17 protein-coding genes are annotated in these 18,056 nt (G+C 70.6%); 8 read left to right on the top strand and 9 right to left on the bottom strand.

Features of this window, described 5'->3' with window-relative positions:
- Positions 1-94: 94 nt before the first annotated feature.
- The 4 genes from secG to pgi all read left to right on the top strand — a co-directional run bounded on the left by secG (position 95) and on the right by pgi (position 3,876).
- A complete protein-coding gene (gene secG / locus ACSHXC_RS29375) occupies positions 95-328 on the top strand; it encodes a preprotein translocase subunit SecG (protein WP_189961251.1) in 234 nt (77 codons plus the stop codon).
- 113 nt (positions 329-441) lie between these two features.
- On the top strand, positions 442-777 hold the full coding sequence (locus tag ACSHXC_RS29380) for an RNA polymerase-binding protein RbpA (protein WP_003976875.1): 336 nt from the start codon (positions 442-444) through the stop codon (positions 775-777).
- A gap of 157 nt (positions 778-934) precedes the next feature.
- Complete coding sequence (locus tag ACSHXC_RS29385) at positions 935-2,158, top strand: MFS transporter (RefSeq protein ID WP_438294455.1); 1,224 nt, start codon at positions 935-937, stop codon at positions 2,156-2,158.
- A 65-nt stretch (positions 2,159-2,223) separates the two neighbouring features.
- On the top strand, positions 2,224-3,876 hold the full coding sequence (pgi, locus tag ACSHXC_RS29390) for a glucose-6-phosphate isomerase (RefSeq protein WP_438296891.1): 1,653 nt from the start codon (positions 2,224-2,226) through the stop codon (positions 3,874-3,876).
- Positions 3,877-3,967: 91 nt separating this feature from the next.
- On the opposite strand, the gene pgl is transcribed toward pgi, so the two are convergent.
- The 5 genes from pgl to tkt are packed head-to-tail and all read right to left on the bottom strand — an operon-like array spanning position 3,968 to position 10,552.
- Complete coding sequence (gene pgl / locus ACSHXC_RS29395; protein WP_438294456.1) at positions 3,968-4,750, bottom strand: 6-phosphogluconolactonase; 783 nt, start codon at positions 4,748-4,750, stop codon at positions 3,968-3,970.
- Positions 4,747-5,787 (bottom strand): glucose-6-phosphate dehydrogenase assembly protein OpcA, encoded by a 1,041-nt coding sequence (opcA, locus tag ACSHXC_RS29400; RefSeq protein ID WP_438294457.1) that lies wholly within the window; start codon positions 5,785-5,787, stop codon positions 4,747-4,749. Before opcA ends, pgl begins: the two co-directional genes overlap by 4 nt.
- Positions 5,784-7,307 (bottom strand): glucose-6-phosphate dehydrogenase, encoded by a 1,524-nt coding sequence (gene zwf / locus ACSHXC_RS29405; protein ID WP_438294458.1) that lies wholly within the window; start codon positions 7,305-7,307, stop codon positions 5,784-5,786. Before zwf ends, opcA begins: the two co-directional genes overlap by 4 nt.
- A 3-nt stretch (positions 7,308-7,310) precedes the next feature.
- Entirely contained in the window at positions 7,311-8,429 is a 1,119-nt protein-coding gene (gene tal, locus ACSHXC_RS29410) for a transaldolase (protein WP_438294459.1), read from the bottom strand.
- A gap of 35 nt (positions 8,430-8,464) precedes the next feature.
- The gene (gene tkt / locus ACSHXC_RS29415; RefSeq protein WP_438294460.1) at positions 8,465-10,552 is read right to left on the bottom strand and encodes a transketolase; all 2,088 of its coding nucleotides are present in this window, start codon (positions 10,550-10,552) and stop codon (positions 8,465-8,467) included.
- Between the two features lie 307 nt (positions 10,553-10,859).
- On the opposite strand from tkt, the gene ACSHXC_RS29420 reads away from it, so the two are divergent.
- The 3 genes from ACSHXC_RS29420 (at position 10,860) to ACSHXC_RS29430 (ending at position 13,398) form a co-directional block, all read left to right on the top strand.
- Positions 10,860-11,813: a heme o synthase gene (locus ACSHXC_RS29420; RefSeq protein WP_438294461.1), complete on the top strand. Its 954-nt coding sequence runs from the start codon at positions 10,860-10,862 to the stop codon at positions 11,811-11,813.
- Between the two features lie 89 nt (positions 11,814-11,902).
- Positions 11,903-12,244 (top strand): hypothetical protein, encoded by a 342-nt coding sequence (locus ACSHXC_RS29425; protein WP_438294462.1) that lies wholly within the window; start codon positions 11,903-11,905, stop codon positions 12,242-12,244.
- Between the two features lie 65 nt (positions 12,245-12,309).
- Positions 12,310-13,398 (top strand): amidohydrolase, encoded by a 1,089-nt coding sequence (locus tag ACSHXC_RS29430; protein ID WP_438294463.1) that lies wholly within the window; start codon positions 12,310-12,312, stop codon positions 13,396-13,398.
- Here the strand turns inward: ACSHXC_RS29430 and ACSHXC_RS29435 are convergent.
- The 3 genes from ACSHXC_RS29435 to ACSHXC_RS29445 form a co-directional block, all read right to left on the bottom strand.
- Positions 13,378-14,382: a COX15/CtaA family protein gene (locus ACSHXC_RS29435; RefSeq protein ID WP_438296892.1), complete on the bottom strand. Its 1,005-nt coding sequence runs from the start codon at positions 14,380-14,382 to the stop codon at positions 13,378-13,380. The genes ACSHXC_RS29430 and ACSHXC_RS29435 overlap by 21 nt on opposite strands.
- A 63-nt stretch (positions 14,383-14,445) precedes the next feature.
- Positions 14,446-15,213 carry an ABC transporter permease gene (locus ACSHXC_RS29440; protein ID WP_438294464.1) on the bottom strand — a complete coding sequence of 256 codons (768 nt, stop codon included), beginning with the start codon at positions 15,211-15,213 and terminating at the stop codon, positions 14,446-14,448.
- A 94-nt stretch (positions 15,214-15,307) separates the two neighbouring features.
- Entirely contained in the window at positions 15,308-16,288 is a 981-nt protein-coding gene (locus tag ACSHXC_RS29445; RefSeq protein WP_438294465.1) for an ABC transporter ATP-binding protein, read from the bottom strand.
- Between the two features lie 111 nt (positions 16,289-16,399).
- Here ACSHXC_RS29445 and ACSHXC_RS29450 point away from each other — a divergent pair, with 111 nt between their 5' ends.
- Positions 16,400-17,170: a formate/nitrite transporter family protein gene (locus ACSHXC_RS29450; RefSeq protein WP_438294466.1), complete on the top strand. Its 771-nt coding sequence runs from the start codon at positions 16,400-16,402 to the stop codon at positions 17,168-17,170.
- 7 nt (positions 17,171-17,177) lie between these two features.
- On the opposite strand, the gene ACSHXC_RS29455 is transcribed toward ACSHXC_RS29450, so the two are convergent.
- Positions 17,178-17,981: an aminoglycoside N(3)-acetyltransferase gene (locus tag ACSHXC_RS29455; protein ID WP_438294467.1), complete on the bottom strand. Its 804-nt coding sequence runs from the start codon at positions 17,979-17,981 to the stop codon at positions 17,178-17,180.
- Positions 17,982-18,056: the final 75 nt, after the last annotated feature.

Consider the following 18,056-nt stretch of genomic DNA (forward strand, 5'->3'; position numbering starts at 1 on the left):
GATCCGTCGTACCCTTGCGGGGGCCGGGACAGGGATTGTGGAATGTCCCCCCCGGCCCCCGTCGCCATATCAGTCCTAGGAAGTTGGTCCAGCCGTGATTGTCGGGTTCTCGATTGCCCTGATCGTCTTCAGCCTGCTGCTGATGCTGCTGGTGCTGATGCACAAGGGAAAGGGTGGCGGCCTCTCCGACATGTTCGGCGGTGGCATGCAGTCCTCCGTCGGCGGCTCCTCGGTCGCCGAGCGCAACCTTGACCGCATCACCATCGTGGTCGGTCTGTGCTGGTTCGCGTGCATTGTCGTACTTGGTCTGCTGATGAAGCTCAAGTAAGCCGTCGTCGTTCGGCGTTTCGGGGGTGGGGTGTAACTCCAATCACTGGACGCGCGTTGGGCCTTACGTAGACTGGGGCATCTTCGAGCACCATCACGCAGGGAGTTACGACCGTGGCAAGTGGCAACGCGATCCGGGGAAGCCGGGTCGGAGCGGGGCCGATGGGGGAGGCAGAGCGGGGCGAGTCCGCGCCGCGCCTCCGCATCTCCTTCTGGTGCTCGAACGGGCACGAGACGCAGCCGAGCTTCGCCAGTGACGCACAGGTTCCGGAGACGTGGGACTGCCCGCGCTGCGGATTCCCCGCAGGACAGGACCGGGACAACCCGCCGGACCCGCCGCGCACCGAGCCGTACAAGACGCACCTGGCGTACGTACGGGAACGGCGCAGCGACGCGGACGGCGAGGCGATCCTCGCCGAGGCGCTCGCCAAGCTCCGGGGCGAGATCTGACAGTTGAAGGGCCCACAGGGTGAACTCGGTTCATCCGGAGGGCCCTTCGGTGCATCCGGGCCCGGGTGCACCCGCCCCAACGGACGAAAGCGCAGGCCGGCGGCGATTGTCAGTGGTGCCCTCTACCTTGTGAAGCAGCCGATCACGAGGGGGAGTTGTGGCAGCAGCGCAGGCCGTGGAGGGCGCGTCGCCGACGAAACCGGCCTGGCGCGGGGGCTTCGGCAGGCTGTGGACGGCGGCCGTCGTCAGCCGTTTCGGTGATTCGCTGCGCACCGCCGCGCTGCCCCTGCTCGCCACCACCCTCACCACCGATCCGTTCCTCATCGCACTCGTCTCGGCCTGCGGCTATCTGCCGTGGCTGCTCTTCGGACTGCTCGGCGGGGCGATCGCCGACCGGGTGGACCAGCGCCGCGCCATGTGGGCCGTCGACCTGGTCCGGGGCGCCCTGGTCGCCGCCTTCGCCGTGGCCGTCGGCACCGGCCACGCCTCCATCGGCCTGCTGATGGCGCTCGCCTTCGCGCTCACCACCCTGGGGACCCTCTTCGACAACGCGGCGACCGCCCTGCTGCCCTCGCTCGTGCCCAGCGGCGCGCTGGGCAGCGCGAACGCCCGGGTGATGACCGGGCAGCAGATAGCGGGCGGCTTTCTGGCGGCCCCGCTGGTGCCGGCGCTGCTCGCGGTCTCGGTCGCCGCGCCGTACGGGGCGGACGCGGCCAGCTATGTACTCGCGGCGGCCCTCGTCGCCTCGCTGCGGTCCGCGGCCCCCGAGCGAGCGGCCGGGAAACCCGGGTCCACGCTCCGCGCGGAGATGGCCGAGGGGCTGCGGACGCTCCGGGCGGACCGGGCGCTGCGCGGTCTGTGCGCGGCCACCACCGTGTGCAACCTCGGCATGGGCGCCCTCATCGCGACGCTGGTCCTGCACATCACCGGCTGGCTGGGTGCCGGGCAGAGCGGCTATGCCGCGACCATCACCGCGTACGGGGCCGGAAGCGTGGCCGGAGGTCCGCTCGCGCAGCGGCTCGCACGAAGGCTCGGGCGGATACGGAGCGTGCTGGTCGCCGGGGCCGTCCAGGCCGGCTGTCTGGCGGCCGTGGGCACGGTCCGCGCGCTGTGGGTGACGGTCGCCGCCATGGCGCTGTTCGGGGTGATGGGCATGGTGTGGAACGTGAACCTGACGACGCTGATGCAGGAGCGCGCGCCGGAGGCGATGCTGGGACGGGTGAGTGCGGCGTTCCGCACCCTTGCCGTGGCGGGTGCCCCGCTGGGCGCGCTCGTGGGCGGTGCCGCGGCGGCGTCCTGGGGCCTCAACGCCCCGGCTCTGCTGGCCTCCGGCTTGTTCGTGGTCGCCGTCGCCGCGCTGATTCCTGCCCGTGCCGCCTGATCAATTAGGTTGGAGGGGCAGCGGGGCAGGTACGCAAGTACGAGAAGAATGGGCTGATGCCGGAGATGAACGCAGGAAGCCGTACCAGGCTCAACCAGATGCCCGAGTGGATCGCACTGGGCAAGCACCGGGAGCAGTTGGGCGACACCCATCTGCGGGAGCTGTTCGCCGCCGAGCCCGGCCGGGGCACCGCATACACCCTGCAGGTCGGCGATCTCTATCTCGACTATTCCAAGCACCTGGTGACCGACGAGACCCTCGCGCTCCTTCGCGAGCTGGCCGCGGCCGCCGATGTCACGGGGCTGCGGGACGCCATGTTCCGCGGCGAGAAGATCAACACGACCGAGGACCGCGCCGTCCTGCACACCGCACTGCGCGCCCCGCGCGACGCGGTCATCGAGGTGGACGGCGAGAACGTGGTGCCGGACGTGCACGACGTGCTCGACAAGATGGCCGCGTTCTCCGGGAAGATCCGCTCGGGCGAGTGGACCGGCCACACCGGCAAGCGCATCAAGAACGTCGTCAACATCGGTATCGGCGGCTCCGACCTCGGTCCGGCGATGGCGTACGAGGTCCTGCGGTCGTTCACCGACCGGGAGTTGACGGTCCGTTTCGTGTCCAACGTGGACGGCGCCGACCTCCACGAGGCCGTGCGCGACCTGGACGCCGCCGAGACGCTGTTCATCATCGCGTCCAAGACGTTCACCACCATCGAGACCATCACCAACGCCACCTCGGCGCGCAACTGGCTGCTCACCGAGCTGAAGGCCGATCAGGACGCCGTCGCCAAGCACTTCGTGGCGCTGTCGACCAACGCGGACAAGGTCGCCGAGTTCGGTATCGACACGGCCAACATGTTCGGGTTCTGGGACTGGGTCGGCGGCCGCTACTCCTTCGACTCGGCCATCGGGCTCTCGCTGATGATCGCCGTGGGGGCGGACCGGTTCCGCGAGATGCTGGACGGCTTCCACCTGGTCGACGAGCACTTCCGCACGGCACCCGCCGAGTCCAACGTGCCTTTGCTGCTCGGCCTGTTGGGCGTGTGGTACGGGGCGTTCTTCGACGCCCAGTCGCACGCGGTGCTGCCGTACTCGCACTACCTGTCCAAGTTCACCGCGTACCTCCAGCAGCTCGACATGGAGTCCAACGGCAAGTCCGTGGACCGCGACGGCAACCCCGTCGACTGGCAGACCGGGCCGGTCGTGTGGGGCACCCCGGGCACCAACGGGCAGCACGCGTACTACCAGTTGATCCACCAGGGTACGAAGGTGATCCCGGCCGACTTCATCGGCTTCGCCGAGCCGGTCGCCGACCTGCTGCCGGGCCTGGTCGCCCAGCACGACCTCCTGATGGCCAACTTCTTCGCCCAGACGCAGGCGCTGGCCTTCGGCAAGACGCCGGACGAGGTGCGCGCCGAGGGCGTGGCCGAGGAGCTGGTGCCGCACAAGACGTTTCCGGGCAACCACCCCACCACCACGATCCTCGCCAAGGAGCTGACCCCCTCGGTCCTCGGCCAGCTGATCGCGCTGTACGAGCACAAGGTGTTCGTGCAGGGCGCCATCTGGAACATCGACTCGTTCGACCAGTGGGGCGTCGAGCTCGGCAAGGTGCTCGCCAAGCGCGTCGAGCCCGCGCTGACCGAGGGCGCGGACGTGCCGGGCCTGGACGGGTCCAGCAAGGCGCTGGTCGCCAAGTACCGCTCGCTGCGCGGCCGTTGAGACCCTGAGGGCGCTCTGGGGGCCCCATGAACACTCCGGCCCGGTCCACCCCCGAAGGGGCGGCCGGGCCGGAGTGCTGAGGCGGGTGGCGTCAGGGGGACGCCGGGGGGTACAGCGACCGCGGCAGCTGGGACGCGGCAGCCGCGTCCAGGAGCCACAGGGTGCGGGTCCGGCCGTAGGCGCCGGCCGCCGGGGCCTGCACCTCGCCCGCGCCCGACAGGGCTATCGCCGCGGCCTGCGCCTTGTCCTCGCCGGCCGCGAGCAGCCAGACCTCACGCGCCGCCCGGATCGCCGGGAGGGTGAGCGAGATCCGGGTGGGCGGCGGCTTGGGGGCACCGTGCACCCCGACGACCGTCCGCTCGGTCTCCCGCACCGCGGGCAACTCCGGGAACAGGGACGCCACATGGGTGTCCGGGCCGACGCCCAGCATGAGCACGTCGAACGTCGGAACCGGCCCGTGGTCCTCGGGACCGGCGGCGTCCGCGAGCTCCGCCGCGTAGGCGGCAGCCGCGGCGTCCGCGTCCTGGCCGTACGCCCCGCCCGCGGCGGGCATCGCGTGCACCCGCTTCGGGTCGAGCGGCACCGCGCCGAGCAGCGCGGCACGCGCCTGCGTGTAGTTCCGCTCCGGGTCGTCCTCGGGCACGAAGCGCTCGTCGCCCCACCACAGGTCCAGGCGCGACCAGTCGATCGCGTCCCGGGCCGGCGAGGAGGCCAGCGCCGCGAGCAGCCCGTTGCCGTTGCGGCCGCCCGTGAGGACCACGGACGCCGAGCCGCGGGCGGCCTGGGCGTCCACGACCTTCGTGATCAGCCGGGCCGCGGCGGCCTGGGCCATCAGCTCCTTGTCGCGGTGGACGACGAGCTGAGGCGTACTCACTTGGCCGCTGCCTTCTTGGCCGGCGCCGCCTTCTTCGCGGGAGCGGGAGCCGGCTTGTCGGCCGACCCCTCCGCGTCCTGCCCGGCGGCCGGTACGGCCTTGGCCTCGGCGGACTCGCCGAGCCGGTCCACACCGAACTTCAGCGCGGACGCGTAGGTGTCGTCCGGGTCGAGGCGGCGCAGCTCCTCGGCGATGAGCTCGGAGGTCTCGCGGCGCTTGAGTGCCACCGCGCGGTCCGGCTGGCCCTGCATGGACAGCGTGGCCAGCGAGCCGTCCGCCCGGTCCAGGACGATCGGGCCGCCGTCCGTCTCCATGCGCACGGCGGTGAGGCCCGGGCCTGCCGACAGGGAGCGCTTGACCGGCACCTTCAGCCGGTCGGCGAGCCACATGCCGAGCAGTTCGCAGCTCGGGTTGAACTCCTCGCCCTCCACCTCGACGCCGGTCACCTTGCAGGCCACCTGGTCGAGGGCCGCGGCCAGCATCGAGCGCCACGGCGTGATGCGGGTCCACGACAGGTCGGTGTCGCCGGGGGTGTACGCCTCGGCGCGGGCGGTCAGCTCCTGGATGGGCTGCTCGGCCGCGTAGGTGTCGGTCACGCGGCGCTGTGCGAGCGCGCCCAGCGGGTCCTGCGCCGGGTCGACCGGCGCGTTCACCGGCCACCAGACGACGACCGGCGCGTCCGGCAGGAGCAGCGGCAGGACCACCGACTGGGCGTGGTTGAGCACCTCGCCGTACAGCCGCAGGACCACCGTCTCGCCGGTGCCCGCGTCCGCGCCGACCCGCACCTCGGCATCCAGGCGCGAGCTCGTGCGGTCGCGGGGCGAGCGCGAGACCCGCTTGATGACGACGAGGGTGCGCGAGGGGTGCTCGCGCGAGGCGTCGCTGGCGGCGCGCAGGGCGTCGTAGGCGTTCTCCTCGTCGGTGACGATGACGAGGGTGAGCACCATGCCGACGGCGGGCGTGCCGATGGCCCGGCGGCCCTGGACCAGCGCCTTGTTGATCTTGCTGGCCGTGGTGTCCGTAAGGTCGATCTTCATGGCCGACGCCAGCTCCGTCCGTCTCGTGCGAGCATTTCGTCCGCCTCGTCCGGACCCCACGTCCCCGAGGGGTACTGGGCGGGCTTGCCGTGCTTGTCCCAGTACTGCTCGATCGGGTCGAGGATCTTCCAGGACAGCTCGACCTCCTCCACGCGCGGGAAGAGGTTGGAGTCGCCCAACAGGACGTCCAGGATGAGGCGTTCGTAGGCCTCGGGGCTCGACTCAGTGAAGGACTCGCCGTACGCGAAGTCCATGGAGACGTCCCGGACCTCCATCGAGGTGCCCGGCACCTTGGAGCCGAAGCGCACGGTCACGCCCTCGTCCGGCTGCACCCGGATGACCAGGGCGTTCTGGCCCAGCTCCTCCGTGGCGGTGTGGTCGAAGGGGGAGTGCGGGGCGCGCTGGAAGACCACCGCGATCTCCGTGACGCGCCGGCCGAGCCGCTTGCCGGTGCGCAGGTAGAACGGGACGCCCGCCCAGCGGCGGTTGTCGATCTCCAGCTTGATCGCGGCGTAGGTGTCGGTCTTCGACTTGGGGTCGATGCCGTCTTCCTGGAGGTAGCCGACGGCCTTCTCGCCGCCCTGCCACCCGGCCGCGTACTGCGCGCGCACCGTGTCCTTGCCGAGGTCCTTGGGCAGCCGCACGGCGCCGAGCACCTTGGTCTTCTCGGCCGCGAGCGCGTCCGCGTCGAAGGAGGCGGGCTCCTCCATCGCGGTCAGCGCCATCAGCTGGAGCAGGTGGTTCTGGATGACGTCACGGGCCGCGCCGATGCCGTCGTAGTAGCCGGCCCGGCCGCCGATGCCGATGTCCTCGGCCATCGTGATCTGCACGTGGTCGACGTAGGAGCGGTTCCACAGCGGCTCGAACATGGTGTTCGCGAACCGCAGGGCCAGGATGTTCTGGACGGTCTCCTTGCCCAGGTAGTGGTCGATCCGGAAGACCTCGTTGGGCGGGAAGACCTCGTGCACGACCTGGTTGAGCTCCTTGGCGGAGACCAGGTCGTGGCCGAAGGGCTTCTCGATGACCGCGCGGCGCCAGGAGCCGTTCTTCTGGTCGGCGAGCCCGTGCTTCTTGAGCTGCTGGACGACCTGGGGGAAGAACTTCGGCGGCACCGACAGGTAGAAGGCGAAGTTGCCGCCCGTGCCCTGGGCCTTGTCGAGGTCCTGGATCGTCGCCTTCAGGGTCTCGAACGCGTTGTCGTCGTCGAAGTCGCCCTGGACGAAGCGCATCCCCTGGATGAGCTGCTGCCAGACCTCCTCGCGGAACGGCGTACGGGCGTGCGCCTTGACCGCGTCGTGGACCTCCTGCGCGAAGTCCTCGTCCTGCCACTCGCGGCGGGCGAAGCCGATCAGTGAAAAGCCCGGCGGAAGCAGACCCCGGTTGGCCAGGTCGTAGACGGCGGGCATCAACTTTTTACGGGACAAATCGCCCGTGACGCCGAAGATCACCAGACCCGACGGCCCCGCGATACGCGGGAGCCGTCGGTCTGCGGCGTCACGCAGCGGATTGCTGCTTGACAAGATTTACGCCTCCGAGGGTGCGAGGCGCTTGAGCTCCGCCTCGGTGGACTTGAGCAGGTCGTTCCAGGCGGCCTCGAACTTCTCGACGCCCTCGTCCTCAAGGAGCTGCACGACCTCGTCGTAGGAGATCCCCAGCTTCTCGACGGCGGCGAGCTCGGCGCGGGACTGCTCGTACGTGCCGGTCACCGTGTCGCCGGTGATCTGCCCGTGGTCGGCGGTCGCGTCGAGCGTGGCCTCCGGCATGGTGTTCACCGTGTTGGGCGCGACCAGGTCGTCCACGTACAGGGTGTCCTTGTACGCCTTGTCCTTGACGCCCGTCGAGGCCCACAGCGGGCGCTGCTTGTTGCCGTGCGCCTTGTCGAGCGCGGCCCAGCGGTCGGAGGAGAAGACCTCCTCGTACGCCTCGTAAGCGAGCCGCGCGTTGGCGAGCCCCGCCTTGCCGCGGGCGGCCTTGGCCTCGTCCGTGCCGAGCGCGTCGATCCGCTTGTCGATCTCGGTGTCCACGCGGGACACGAAGAAGGACGCCACGGAGTGGATCTTCGACAGGTCCAGGCCGCGCTCCTTGGCCTTCTCCAGGCCGGTCAGGTAGGCGTCCATGACCTCGCGGTAGCGCTCAAGGGAGAAGATCAGCGTGACGTTCACGCTGATGCCGAGGCCGATGGTCTCGGCGATCGCCGGCAGACCCGCCTTGGTGGCCGGGATCTTGATGAGCGTGTTCGGGCGGTCCACCAGCCAGGCCAGCTGCTTGGCTTCGGCCACCGTCGCCCTGGTGTTGTGCGCCAGGCGCGGGTCGACCTCGATGGAGACCCGGCCGTCCTGGCCCTCACTCGCGTCGAAGACCGGGCGCAGGATGTCGGCGGCGTCCCTCACGTCAGCCGTCGTGATCATGCGGATGGCTTCGTCGACGGTGACCTTGCGGGCGGCCAGGTCGGTGAGCTGCTGCTCGTAACCGTCGCCGCTGCTGATCGCCTTCTGGAAGATCGACGGGTTGGTCGTGACGCCCACCACGTGCGACTGGTCGATCAGCTCGGCCAGGTTGCCGGACGTGATCCGCTTGCGCGACAGGTCGTCGAGCCAGATCGCGACGCCTTCGTCGGAGAGGCGCTTGAGTGCGTCTGTCATGAGAATTGCATCTCCTACTAGTTCGTATACCGGCGTCAGCGCGCGGCGGCTTCGAGAGATTCCCGGGCTGCGGCGGCCACGTGCTCGGCAGTGAAGCCGAACTCCTGGAAGAGGACCTTGCCGTCGGCCGAAGCGCCGAAGTGCTCCAGCGAAACGATGCGGCCCGCATCCCCGACGTAGCGGTGCCAGGTCAGACCGATACCGGCCTCGACCGCGACCCGCGCCTTGACCGACGGCAGAAGGACGCTGTCCTTGTGCGCCTGGTCCTGCTCCTCGAACCACTCGACACACGGCATCGAGACCACCCGGGTCGGAATGCCGGCCGCCTGCAGCTGCTCGCGCGCGCCGACGGCGAGCTGGACCTCGGAGCCGGTGCCGATGAGCACGACCTGAGCGTCACCGCCTTCGGCGTCGAAGAGCACGTAACCGCCCTTGGCGGCATCCTCGTTGACCTCGTACGTCGGCACACCCTGGCGGGTGAGCACGAGGCCGTGCGGGGCCCCCTTGCCGAACACCTTGGTGTAGCGCTTAAGGATCTCGCGCCAGGCGATGGCGGTCTCGTTCGCGTCCGCGGGGCGGACCACGTTGAGGCCCGGGATCGCGCGCAGCGCGGCCAGGTGCTCGACCGGCTGGTGGGTCGGGCCGTCCTCGCCGAGGCCGATCGAGTCGTGCGTCCACACGTACGTCACCGGCAGGTGCATCAGCGCGGACAGGCGCACGGCGTTGCGCATGTAGTCGGAGAACACCAGGAAGGTGCCGCCGTAGATGCGGGTGTGGCCGTGCAGCGCAATGCCGTTCATCTCCGCGGCCATGGAGTGCTCGCGGATGCCGAAGTGCACGGTGCGGCCGTACGGGTCGGCCTCCGGCAGCGGGTTGCCGGCGGGCAGGAACGACGACGTCTTGTCGATGGTCGTGTTGTTCGAGCCGGCGAGGTCGGCGGAGCCGCCCCACAGCTCGGGCATGACCGCGCCGAGCGCCTGGAGGACCTTGCCCGAGGCGGCACGGGTGGCGACACCCTTGCCGGTCTCGAAGACCGGGAGGTGCGACTCCCAGCCCTCGGGCAGCTCGCCCGCGTTGATGCGGTCGAACTCGGCGGCGCGCTCCGGGTTGGCGGTGCGCCAGGCGGCGAACGACTTCTCCCACTCGGCCTTGGCCTCACGGCCGCGGTCCAGAGCCTCGCGGGTGTGCGCCAGGACCTCGTCGGCGACCTCGAAGGTCTTCTCCGGGTCGAAGCCGAGGACGCGCTTGGTGGCGGCCACCTCGTCGTCGCCGAGCGCCGAGCCGTGCGCGGCCTCGGTGTTCTGGGCGTGCGGTGCGGGCCAGGCGATGATCGAGCGCATCGCGATGAACGACGGCCTGTCGGTCACCGCCTTCGCGGCCTCGATCGCGTTGTACAGCGCCTCGGGGTCCAGGTCGCCGTCCGGCTTGGGCGCCACGCGCTGGACGTGCCAGCCGTACGCCTCGTACCGCTTGATCGTGTCCTCGGAGACGGCCGTCTCGGTGTCGCCCTCGATCGAGATGTGGTTGTCGTCCCACAAAAGGACCAGGTTGCCGAGCTTCTGGTGGCCGGCGAGCGAGGACGCCTCGGCGGAGATGCCCTCCTGGAGGCAGCCGTCACCGGCGATCGCGAACACGAAGTGGTCGAACGGGGAGGTGCCGGGGGCGGCCTCCGGGTCGAACAGGCCGCGCTCGTAGCGGGCGGCCATCGCCATGCCCACCGCGTTGGCGACACCCTGGCCCAGCGGGCCGGTGGTCGTCTCGACGCCGGTGGTGTGGCCGTACTCCGGGTGGCCGGGGGTCTTGGAACCCCAGGTACGGAACGCCTTGAGGTCATCCAGCTCCAGGCCGAAACCGGCCAGGTACAGCTGGACGTACAGGGTCAAGGACGAGTGGCCCGCGGACAGGACGAACCGGTCGCGGCCGACCCAGTCGGCGTCCGCCGGGTCGTGCCGCATCACCTTCTGGAAGAGGGTGTACGCGGCCGGGGACAGGCTCATCGCCGTACCTGGATGGCCGTTGCCGACCTTCTGTACAGCATCCGCGGCCAGTACGCGGCCGGTGTCTACGGCCCGCTGGTCCAGCTCGGTCCACTCGAGGTCTGTGGTGGTCGGCTTGGTGCTCACCCTGAGTCAGGGCTCCTCTCCACATGTCGAATCCCGGTGACTGAGGGCGCACCGGGCGCTGTCGAGCCTACCCCTGCCGGAACGCTCATTTTTTCGACTGACTGCACGTTGAGACAGACACCTCCAGGGTGCCGGGGAGCGGCGAAATCCGCCTCCCGGCGAACCACCCCCAACACGACCCCACCCCCGGGGATGGCGGCGTATGGGCAACGTCTAGAGTGGCGTGGTACGCGCAAGTCTTTACCGGGCCTTCACGTCCGGGAACGTCCGGAATCACCGGGGACTTGCTGGGAATTCTCTGTCAGGGGTGTGCGTGACGGCCGTCGAGTCCCGACCCGCAGGGGTCATCTTGACTCCCAGCCCGGGGGGCCATCGGCCATTCGGGGCCCGCGTCAAGGCCTTTGTGATGCTGACCAAGCCGCGGATCATCGAACTGCTCCTCATCACCACCATTCCGGTGATGTTCCTGGCCGAGCAGGGCATCCCTCCGCTGTGGCTGGTGTTCACCACCACCCTTGGCGGTTACCTCTCCGCGGGCGGCGCGAACGCGCTGAACATGTACATCGACCGCGACATCGACGCCCTGATGGACCGCACCTCGCAGCGCCCGCTGGTGACCGGCATGGTCTCGCCGCGCGAGTGCCTGGTCTTCGGCCTCTCGCTCGCCGTCGTCTCGACCCTGTGGTTCGGCCTCCTGGTCAACTGGCTCTCGGCGGCCCTGTCGCTCGGCGCACTGCTCTTCTACGTCGTCGTGTACACGATGATCCTCAAGCGCCGGACCTCGCAGAACATCGTGTGGGGCGGCATCGCGGGCTGCCTGCCCGTGCTCATCGGCTGGTCCTCGGTCACGAACTCCATGTCGTGGGCGCCGATCATCCTGTTCACCGTCATGTTCTTCTGGACGCCGCCGCACTACTACCCGCTGTCCATGAAGGTCAAGGAGGACTACGCGCGGGTCGGCGTGCCGATGCTGCCCGTGGTCGCCTCCAACAAGGTCGTGGCCCGCCACATCGTCCTCTACAGCTGGCTGATGGTCGCCGTCTCGCTGCTGCTCACCCCGCTCGGCTACACCGGCTGGTTCTACACCGCGGTGGCGCTGCTCTCCGGCGGCTGGTGGCTGTGGGAGGCGCACGCGCTCCAGCTCCGCGCCAAGTCCGAGGCGACGGGCGCCAAGCTGAAGGAAATGCGGCTCTTCCACTGGTCGATCACGTACGTGTCGCTGCTGTTCGTGGCCGTCGCGGTGGACCCGTTCCTGCGCTGACCGCATCGCTTACGTGCAAGAGGGGCCAGTGGCGCAAGCCACTGGCCCCTCTTGTCGCTCCCGGGGCTACCCGCTAGTAGCATCGCGGCATGGCAGACACCCAGGTTGACGAGAAGCAGGCCGCCAAGGCCGCACGGCGGGCGGACAAGCTGGCCCGGCAGATCGGCTCCTTCGCCAAGGAGCACGGCGGCGCCGAAGGCCAGATCGCCTACATCGGCCAGCGGGGCGCCCGCATCGTGCTCGTAGGCGAGGACGGCGGCTGGGGCGACCTCGTGGCGCCGAGCCACGCCGTCGCCAAGAGCGCGGTCGAGAAGTCCGGGATCACCGTCCACGAGGACTTCGACGGGGAGTTCGCGGCCAAGGTGAAGACCGGCCCGTACGAGTGGACCCGCATGGCCGGCATCCAGCTCGGCGGACCGAAGAACCGCTGAGCAACACCGATCCGGGGCTCACCCGTTAGGAGTGGTGGAAGCGCGTCCACCGCTGGGAGCCCCGGATGATCGACACCCCGACCCTGGTGGACCAGTACTGCCACGGAGTCCTGCGCACCGAGCTGGGCCTGGGCACTTTCGAGACGGCGCTCGGCCGCACCGGAGCCCTGCCCGCGCCCGGCACCACGTTCTTCGACACCCAGACCGGCTTCGCCGTACGCCGCTGGTGCCCCCCGCTGCTCGGCCTCGAACCGCACTGCCCCCCGGCCCGCTATCTGGCCCGCCGCCGTGAACTCGGCGTACTCGAATCGGGCAGACGCCTGCTGCGGGGCTCCGGGATCTCCACCTATCTGGTGGACACCGGGCTGCCCGGGGACCTCACCGGCCCGCGCGAGATCGCCGCGGCCGGCGCGGCCGACGCCCACGAGATCGTCCGTCTCGAACTCCTCGCCGAGCAGGTCGCCGACACCTCGGGCACCGTCGAGTCCTTCCTCGCCAACCTCGCCGAGGCCGTGCACACCTCGGCCGCCTCGGCCGTCGCCTTCGCCTCGGTGGCGGGCGTACGCGAAGGACTCGACCCGGAGCCGCCCGGGCCGGGGGAGGTGCGCGGGGCCGCCGGACGATGGCTGGCGGCCAGACGCAAACACGGGCGCCTCCAGGACCCGGTACTGCTGCGCCACCTGCTGTGGAGCGCGGTCGCGGCCGGGCGCCCGCTCCAGCTCCAGGTGGGCATGGCCGACCCGATGCTCCTCGCCGGATTCGCGTCCGCGACGGCCGGGCTCGGCACCGATCTGGTGCTGCTCCACGGCTATCCGTACCACCGCCAGACCGCCCATCTGGCCAGCGTCCACCCGCATGTGTACGCGGATGTCGGGCCCGCCCTGGTGCGGACGGGGGCGCGGGCGGCGGCCGTGCTCGCGGAGATCCTGGAGCTGGCCCCGTTCGGGAAGCTGCTCTACTCCAGCGGCGCGCGCGGGCTGCCCGAACTGCATGTGGTGGGCGCGCGGCTGTTCTCGGAGGCGCTCAGCCGGGTGCTTGGCGACTGGGTCGGCGACGGCGCGTGGTCACGCACGGACGCGCAGCGGGTCGCCGGGATGATCGCGGCGGGCAATGCCCGCCGCGTCTACGGACTGTCAGGCGTGGCTGAGCGCTGAGCCGGCCGGTGCCGGGACCTCGGCCGGGGCCTCGGGGCGCTCGCGCAGCGAGAGCAGGACGCGCAGCGCCGCGATCCACACCAGGCAGGAGCCGAGCATGTGCAGGCCGACCAGGATCTCGGGCGTCTTCAGGAAGTACTGGACGTAACCGATCACGCCCTGGCCCATGAGCACCAGGAACAGGTCACGGGCCCGGGCACGCGGCCCGGCCGGGGCGTCGACGGCCTTCAGGACGAACCAGAGGGCGACGGCCAGCGCCACCACGACCCAGGCGAGGTCCGCGTGCAGCTGCGTGATCATCGTCCAGTCGAGAGGGATGCGCGGCACGTCCTTGGAGTCGCCGGGGTGGCGCCCGGTGCCGGTCACGACCGTGCCGACCGCGATCAGCGCGGCCGAGGCGCCCACCAGGAGCCAGGTCAGCTGCACAACCGCCTTGCCCACCAGGGGCCTTGGCGCGCCGTCGCCCTCCTGGGTGCGCTGCCAGGTGACCACCGCGACCGCGATGAGCGCGCTGGAGAGCAGGAAGTGGGCGGCCACCGTGTACGGGTTGAGGCCGACCAGGACGACGATGCCGCCCAGGATCGCGTTGCCCATGACCACCCAGAACTGCACCCAGCCGAGCCGGGTCAGCGGGCGCCGCCAGGGCTTCGCCGAGCGGGCGGCGATGATCGCCCAGCCGACCGCGGCGCACAGCACGTACGTCAGCATCCGGTTGGTGAACTCGACGACGCCGCGGAAGCCCATCTCGCTGGTGACGGTCAGGCTGTCGCTGGTGCACTTGGGCCAGGTGGGGCAGCCGAGCCCGGAGCCGGTGAGCCGGACCGCGCCCCCGGTCACCACGATGGCGACGGACATGACGAGGGCGGCAAGGGCTGCGCGCCGCACGATCGTCGGCGAGGCGGTCCACCGCTGCGCGATGTAGAGGAGCGGATTGCGGGCCGCTGCGGTCACATCGGCTCGGGTCACTTTCGGCATGCGCCCTATCGTAGGCGCCCGTTTGTGCATGTTTTCACGAGGGGTGCCCGCCCGGCCGACCGAGCCCCGGGCCTACTCCCAACGGAAGAACTTCGCCGCCGCGCCCAGGCCCAGGACCGCCCACACCGCGAGGATCCCGAGGTCCCCCCACGGCATCGACGCGCCGTCCCTGAGAACGTCGCGCAGCCCGTCGGAGAGGGCCGAGATGGGCAGCAGGTTCAGCGCGGACTGCACGCCGCCGGGGAACTTGTCCATCGGCACGATCACCCCGCCGGCCACGAGCAGCAGGAGGAACACCAGGTTCGCCGCGGCCAGCGTCGCCTCGGCCTTCAGGGTGCCCGCCATCAGCAGCCCGAGCCCCGAGAACGCGGCGGTGCCGAGCACGAGCAGGAGCAGCACCGCGAGCGGGTTGCCGTGCGGGGACCAGCCGAGCGCGAAGGCGATCACGGTGAGCAGGACGACCTGGAGCACCTCGGTGACCAGGACGGCCAGCGTCTTCGACGTCATCAGCGCCCAGCGCGGCAGCGGAGAGGCGCCGAGCCGCTTGAGCACCCCGTACCGCCGTTCGAAGCCGGTCGCGATGGCCTGGCCCGTGAACGCGGTCGACATCACGGCGAGCGCGAGAATGCCCGGCGCGAGGAAGTCGACGGACTTGCCCTGCCCGGTGTCGATGATGTCGACGGTCGAGAACAGCACGAGCAGCAGGCTCGGGATGATCACGGTGAGCAGCAGCTGCTCGCCGTTGCGCAGCAGCATCCGCGTCTCCAGGGCGGCCTGCGCCCCGATCATCCGTCCCAGCGGAGCCGCTCCCGGCTTCGGTGCGTACGTACCGGCGCTCATGCGCGCAGCTCCTTACCGGTCGTTCCGAGGCGGTGTCTTCCCGGGGGGCAGCCCCCGGACCCCCGGCCGGGCGCGGTGTTGTTGTGATCCCGAGTCATGCGCGCAGCTCCTTGCCCGTGAGCTCCAGAAAGACGTCCTCAAGGGTGTGGCGCTCGACCGAGATGCCGTCGGGCATCACGCCGTGCTGGGCGCACCAGGAGGTGACGGTGGCGAGCAGCTGGGGGTCGATGGTGCCGGTGATGCGGTACGCGCCCGGGGTCAGCTCGGCGGCGGCCGTGCCGTCGGGCAGCGCCTTGAGGAGCGAGCCGAGGTCGAGGCCGGGGCGTCCGGTGAAGCGGAGCGTGTTCTCGGCGCCGCCCTTGCAGAGCTGCTCGGGGGAGCCCTGGGCGACGACCTTGCCGGCGTCGACGATGGCCACGTCGTCGGCGAGCGCTTCGGCCTCGTCCATGAAGTGCGTGGTCAGGACCACCGAGACGCCGTCGGCGCGCAGCTCGCGCACGAGGTCCCAGGTGGCGCGGCGGGCCTGCGGGTCCAGGCCCGCGGTCGGCTCGTCGAGGAAGACCAGTTCGGGGCGGCCGACGACGGCCATCGCGAGCGCGAGGCGCTGCTGCTGGCCGCCGGAGAGCCGGCGGTAGGCCGTACGGCCACAACTGCCAAGGCCCAGGCGCTCGATGAGGGCATCGACGTCCAGCGGATGCGCGTGCAGCCTGGCCATGTGGCGGAGCATCTCGTCGGCGCGGGCGCCGGAGTAGACGCCGCCGGACTGGAGCATCACACCGATCCGCGGCTTCAGCCGCTCGGCGTCGGCGACGGGGTCCAGGCCGAGGACGCGGACGGTGCCCGCGTCCGGTCGGCGGTAGCCCTCGCAGGTCTCGATGGTGGTGGTCTTGCCGGCGCCGTTGGGGCCGAGGACGGCGGTCACGGTGCCCGCGCCGACCGTGAGGTCGAGGCCGTCCACGGCGGTCTTGGGTCCGTACCGCTTGACCAGGCCTACAGCCTGGACGACGGGGTGCGACCCGCAGGGTCTCCTTGAGGGGCGGTGGCCGGGAGACGGGAGGGCGGGCTCGCTCTTCATGACCGGCAAGTCTAGGCGGGGCACAAGGTCCCTCCGGCGCGGGGGCCCGGGTCCTCGCAATGGTGACTTTTTCGGACGGTTGTGAGCGTTCGCGGACCGTAGCGTCGAGGGGTGACAACCCTTGCGGAGAACGTCGAAGAGATCACGGGACAGGCCGCCCACAAGGCGCACGACCTGGGGAATCCGCCGCGCTACTTCGTCTCCGCGATGCTGGCGGGCGCCTACATCGGGATCGGCGAGGTGCTGCTGCTCGTCGCGATCTCGCCGTTCGTCGCCGCGCACTCGGCGGCGACCCGGCTGCTCGAAGGGGCGGTCTTCCCGATCGCCCTGACGATCGTGATGTTCGCCGGGGCCCAGCTGTTCACGTCCAACGTGATGGTGATGCTGATGGGCGCCCTGTCGGGGCGTACGGGGCCGCGGGACCTGGTGGCGAGCTGGGGGTTCTCGCTCGCCGGGAACCTCGCCGGGGCGCTGGCCTTCGGCGCGATGGTGCACGCCTCGGGGGTCACCTCGTCCGGCCCGGCCCGCGCGATGCTCACCGAGATGCTGGACGCGAAGAACGCGCTGGACGGCGGGCAGCTGTTCTGGCGGGCGGTGCTCTGCAACATGCTGGTCTGCCTGGGCATCTGGATGTTCTCGCGGGCCAGGGGGGACGGAGCCAAGGTCTTCGTGCTGTGGCTGCCGGTCCTGGTGTTCGTGGCGGTGGGCTTCGAGCACTGCGTGGCCAACATGGCGCTGTTCGGCCTGGGCCTCTTCGAGGGGAGCGCGAGCGTCGGGGAGCTGCTGCGGAACCTGGCGTTCACCGTGCCGGGCAACATCGTCGGCGGCGGGCTGCTGGTGGCAGGGACGTACTGGTTCACCAGCGGATCCCGCCGGGCCTGATCGGGGCCTACTCCTCGCGCGGGCGGTGGATCGGCAGCCACCGCTCGGCGTAGGCGACCGCGTCCCGGACCGGGAACAGGCGGCAGGCGGCGGCGCCCACCGTGCCCCGCACCACCCCCTTGTCCCGCTCGAAGTCCGCGCCCAGTTCGTCGAAGCGCTCGCTGGTGATCGAGGTGTCCCGGACGGTCGTCCACTGCCGGCCCTGCGGGGTCATCGCGGCGAACGACACCTCCGTCAGCGGTCCCGGCACCCGGTATTCCGCGAGGTGGAAGGACGTACAGGAGTCGTATCCCGCGCCGAGTAGCAGGACCCGGGCGCCGGCGTCCTCCAAGCGGGCCAGCGGGCTGCGTTCGCCGAGCAGGCAGTCGAGGGCGTGGCCCCGGGTGATCCGCTCCGCGCCCGGGCCGATCGCCGCGAAGGAGGTCTGCGGATGGGCGCTGCGCAGGGCCCCGGGCCAGGTGCGGACGGCCTCCGGGATCACCCCGATGCCATAGCTCGGCGTGGTCGCCGGGGCGTAGGCGGGGATGGCCGCCCGGATGTCCGCCCACCACTCCTCGGGCACCGGTGGGTTCTCCCAGTGCGCGGGGTCGGAATTGTCGCCGGAGTGCGTGGGGACCACGAGCGTGCCCGTTTCGCCCAGTGCGTCAAGAAATGCCTGAACCACCGCGACCGCGCCTCCGCACACCCAGCCGAGCGACTTCAGGGAGGAGTGCACGAGAAGGGTCTCGCCGGGTCGCACACCCAGCGCGCGCAGGTCCTCGGCGAGTGAGCCGCGCGTACACAAAGGGCCGGTCACAGGGGGTGTGGGCATAGCACGGCAGTCTGCCGGAAGCCCCTTTTGGGGGCCACCGAATTCCCGGTGAAACGATCGATCAAAGATCGTTTC

It is taken from the genome of Streptomyces sp. HUAS TT7 (assembly GCF_051550175.1).
GTDB lineage: Bacteria > Actinomycetota > Actinomycetes > Streptomycetales > Streptomycetaceae > Streptomyces.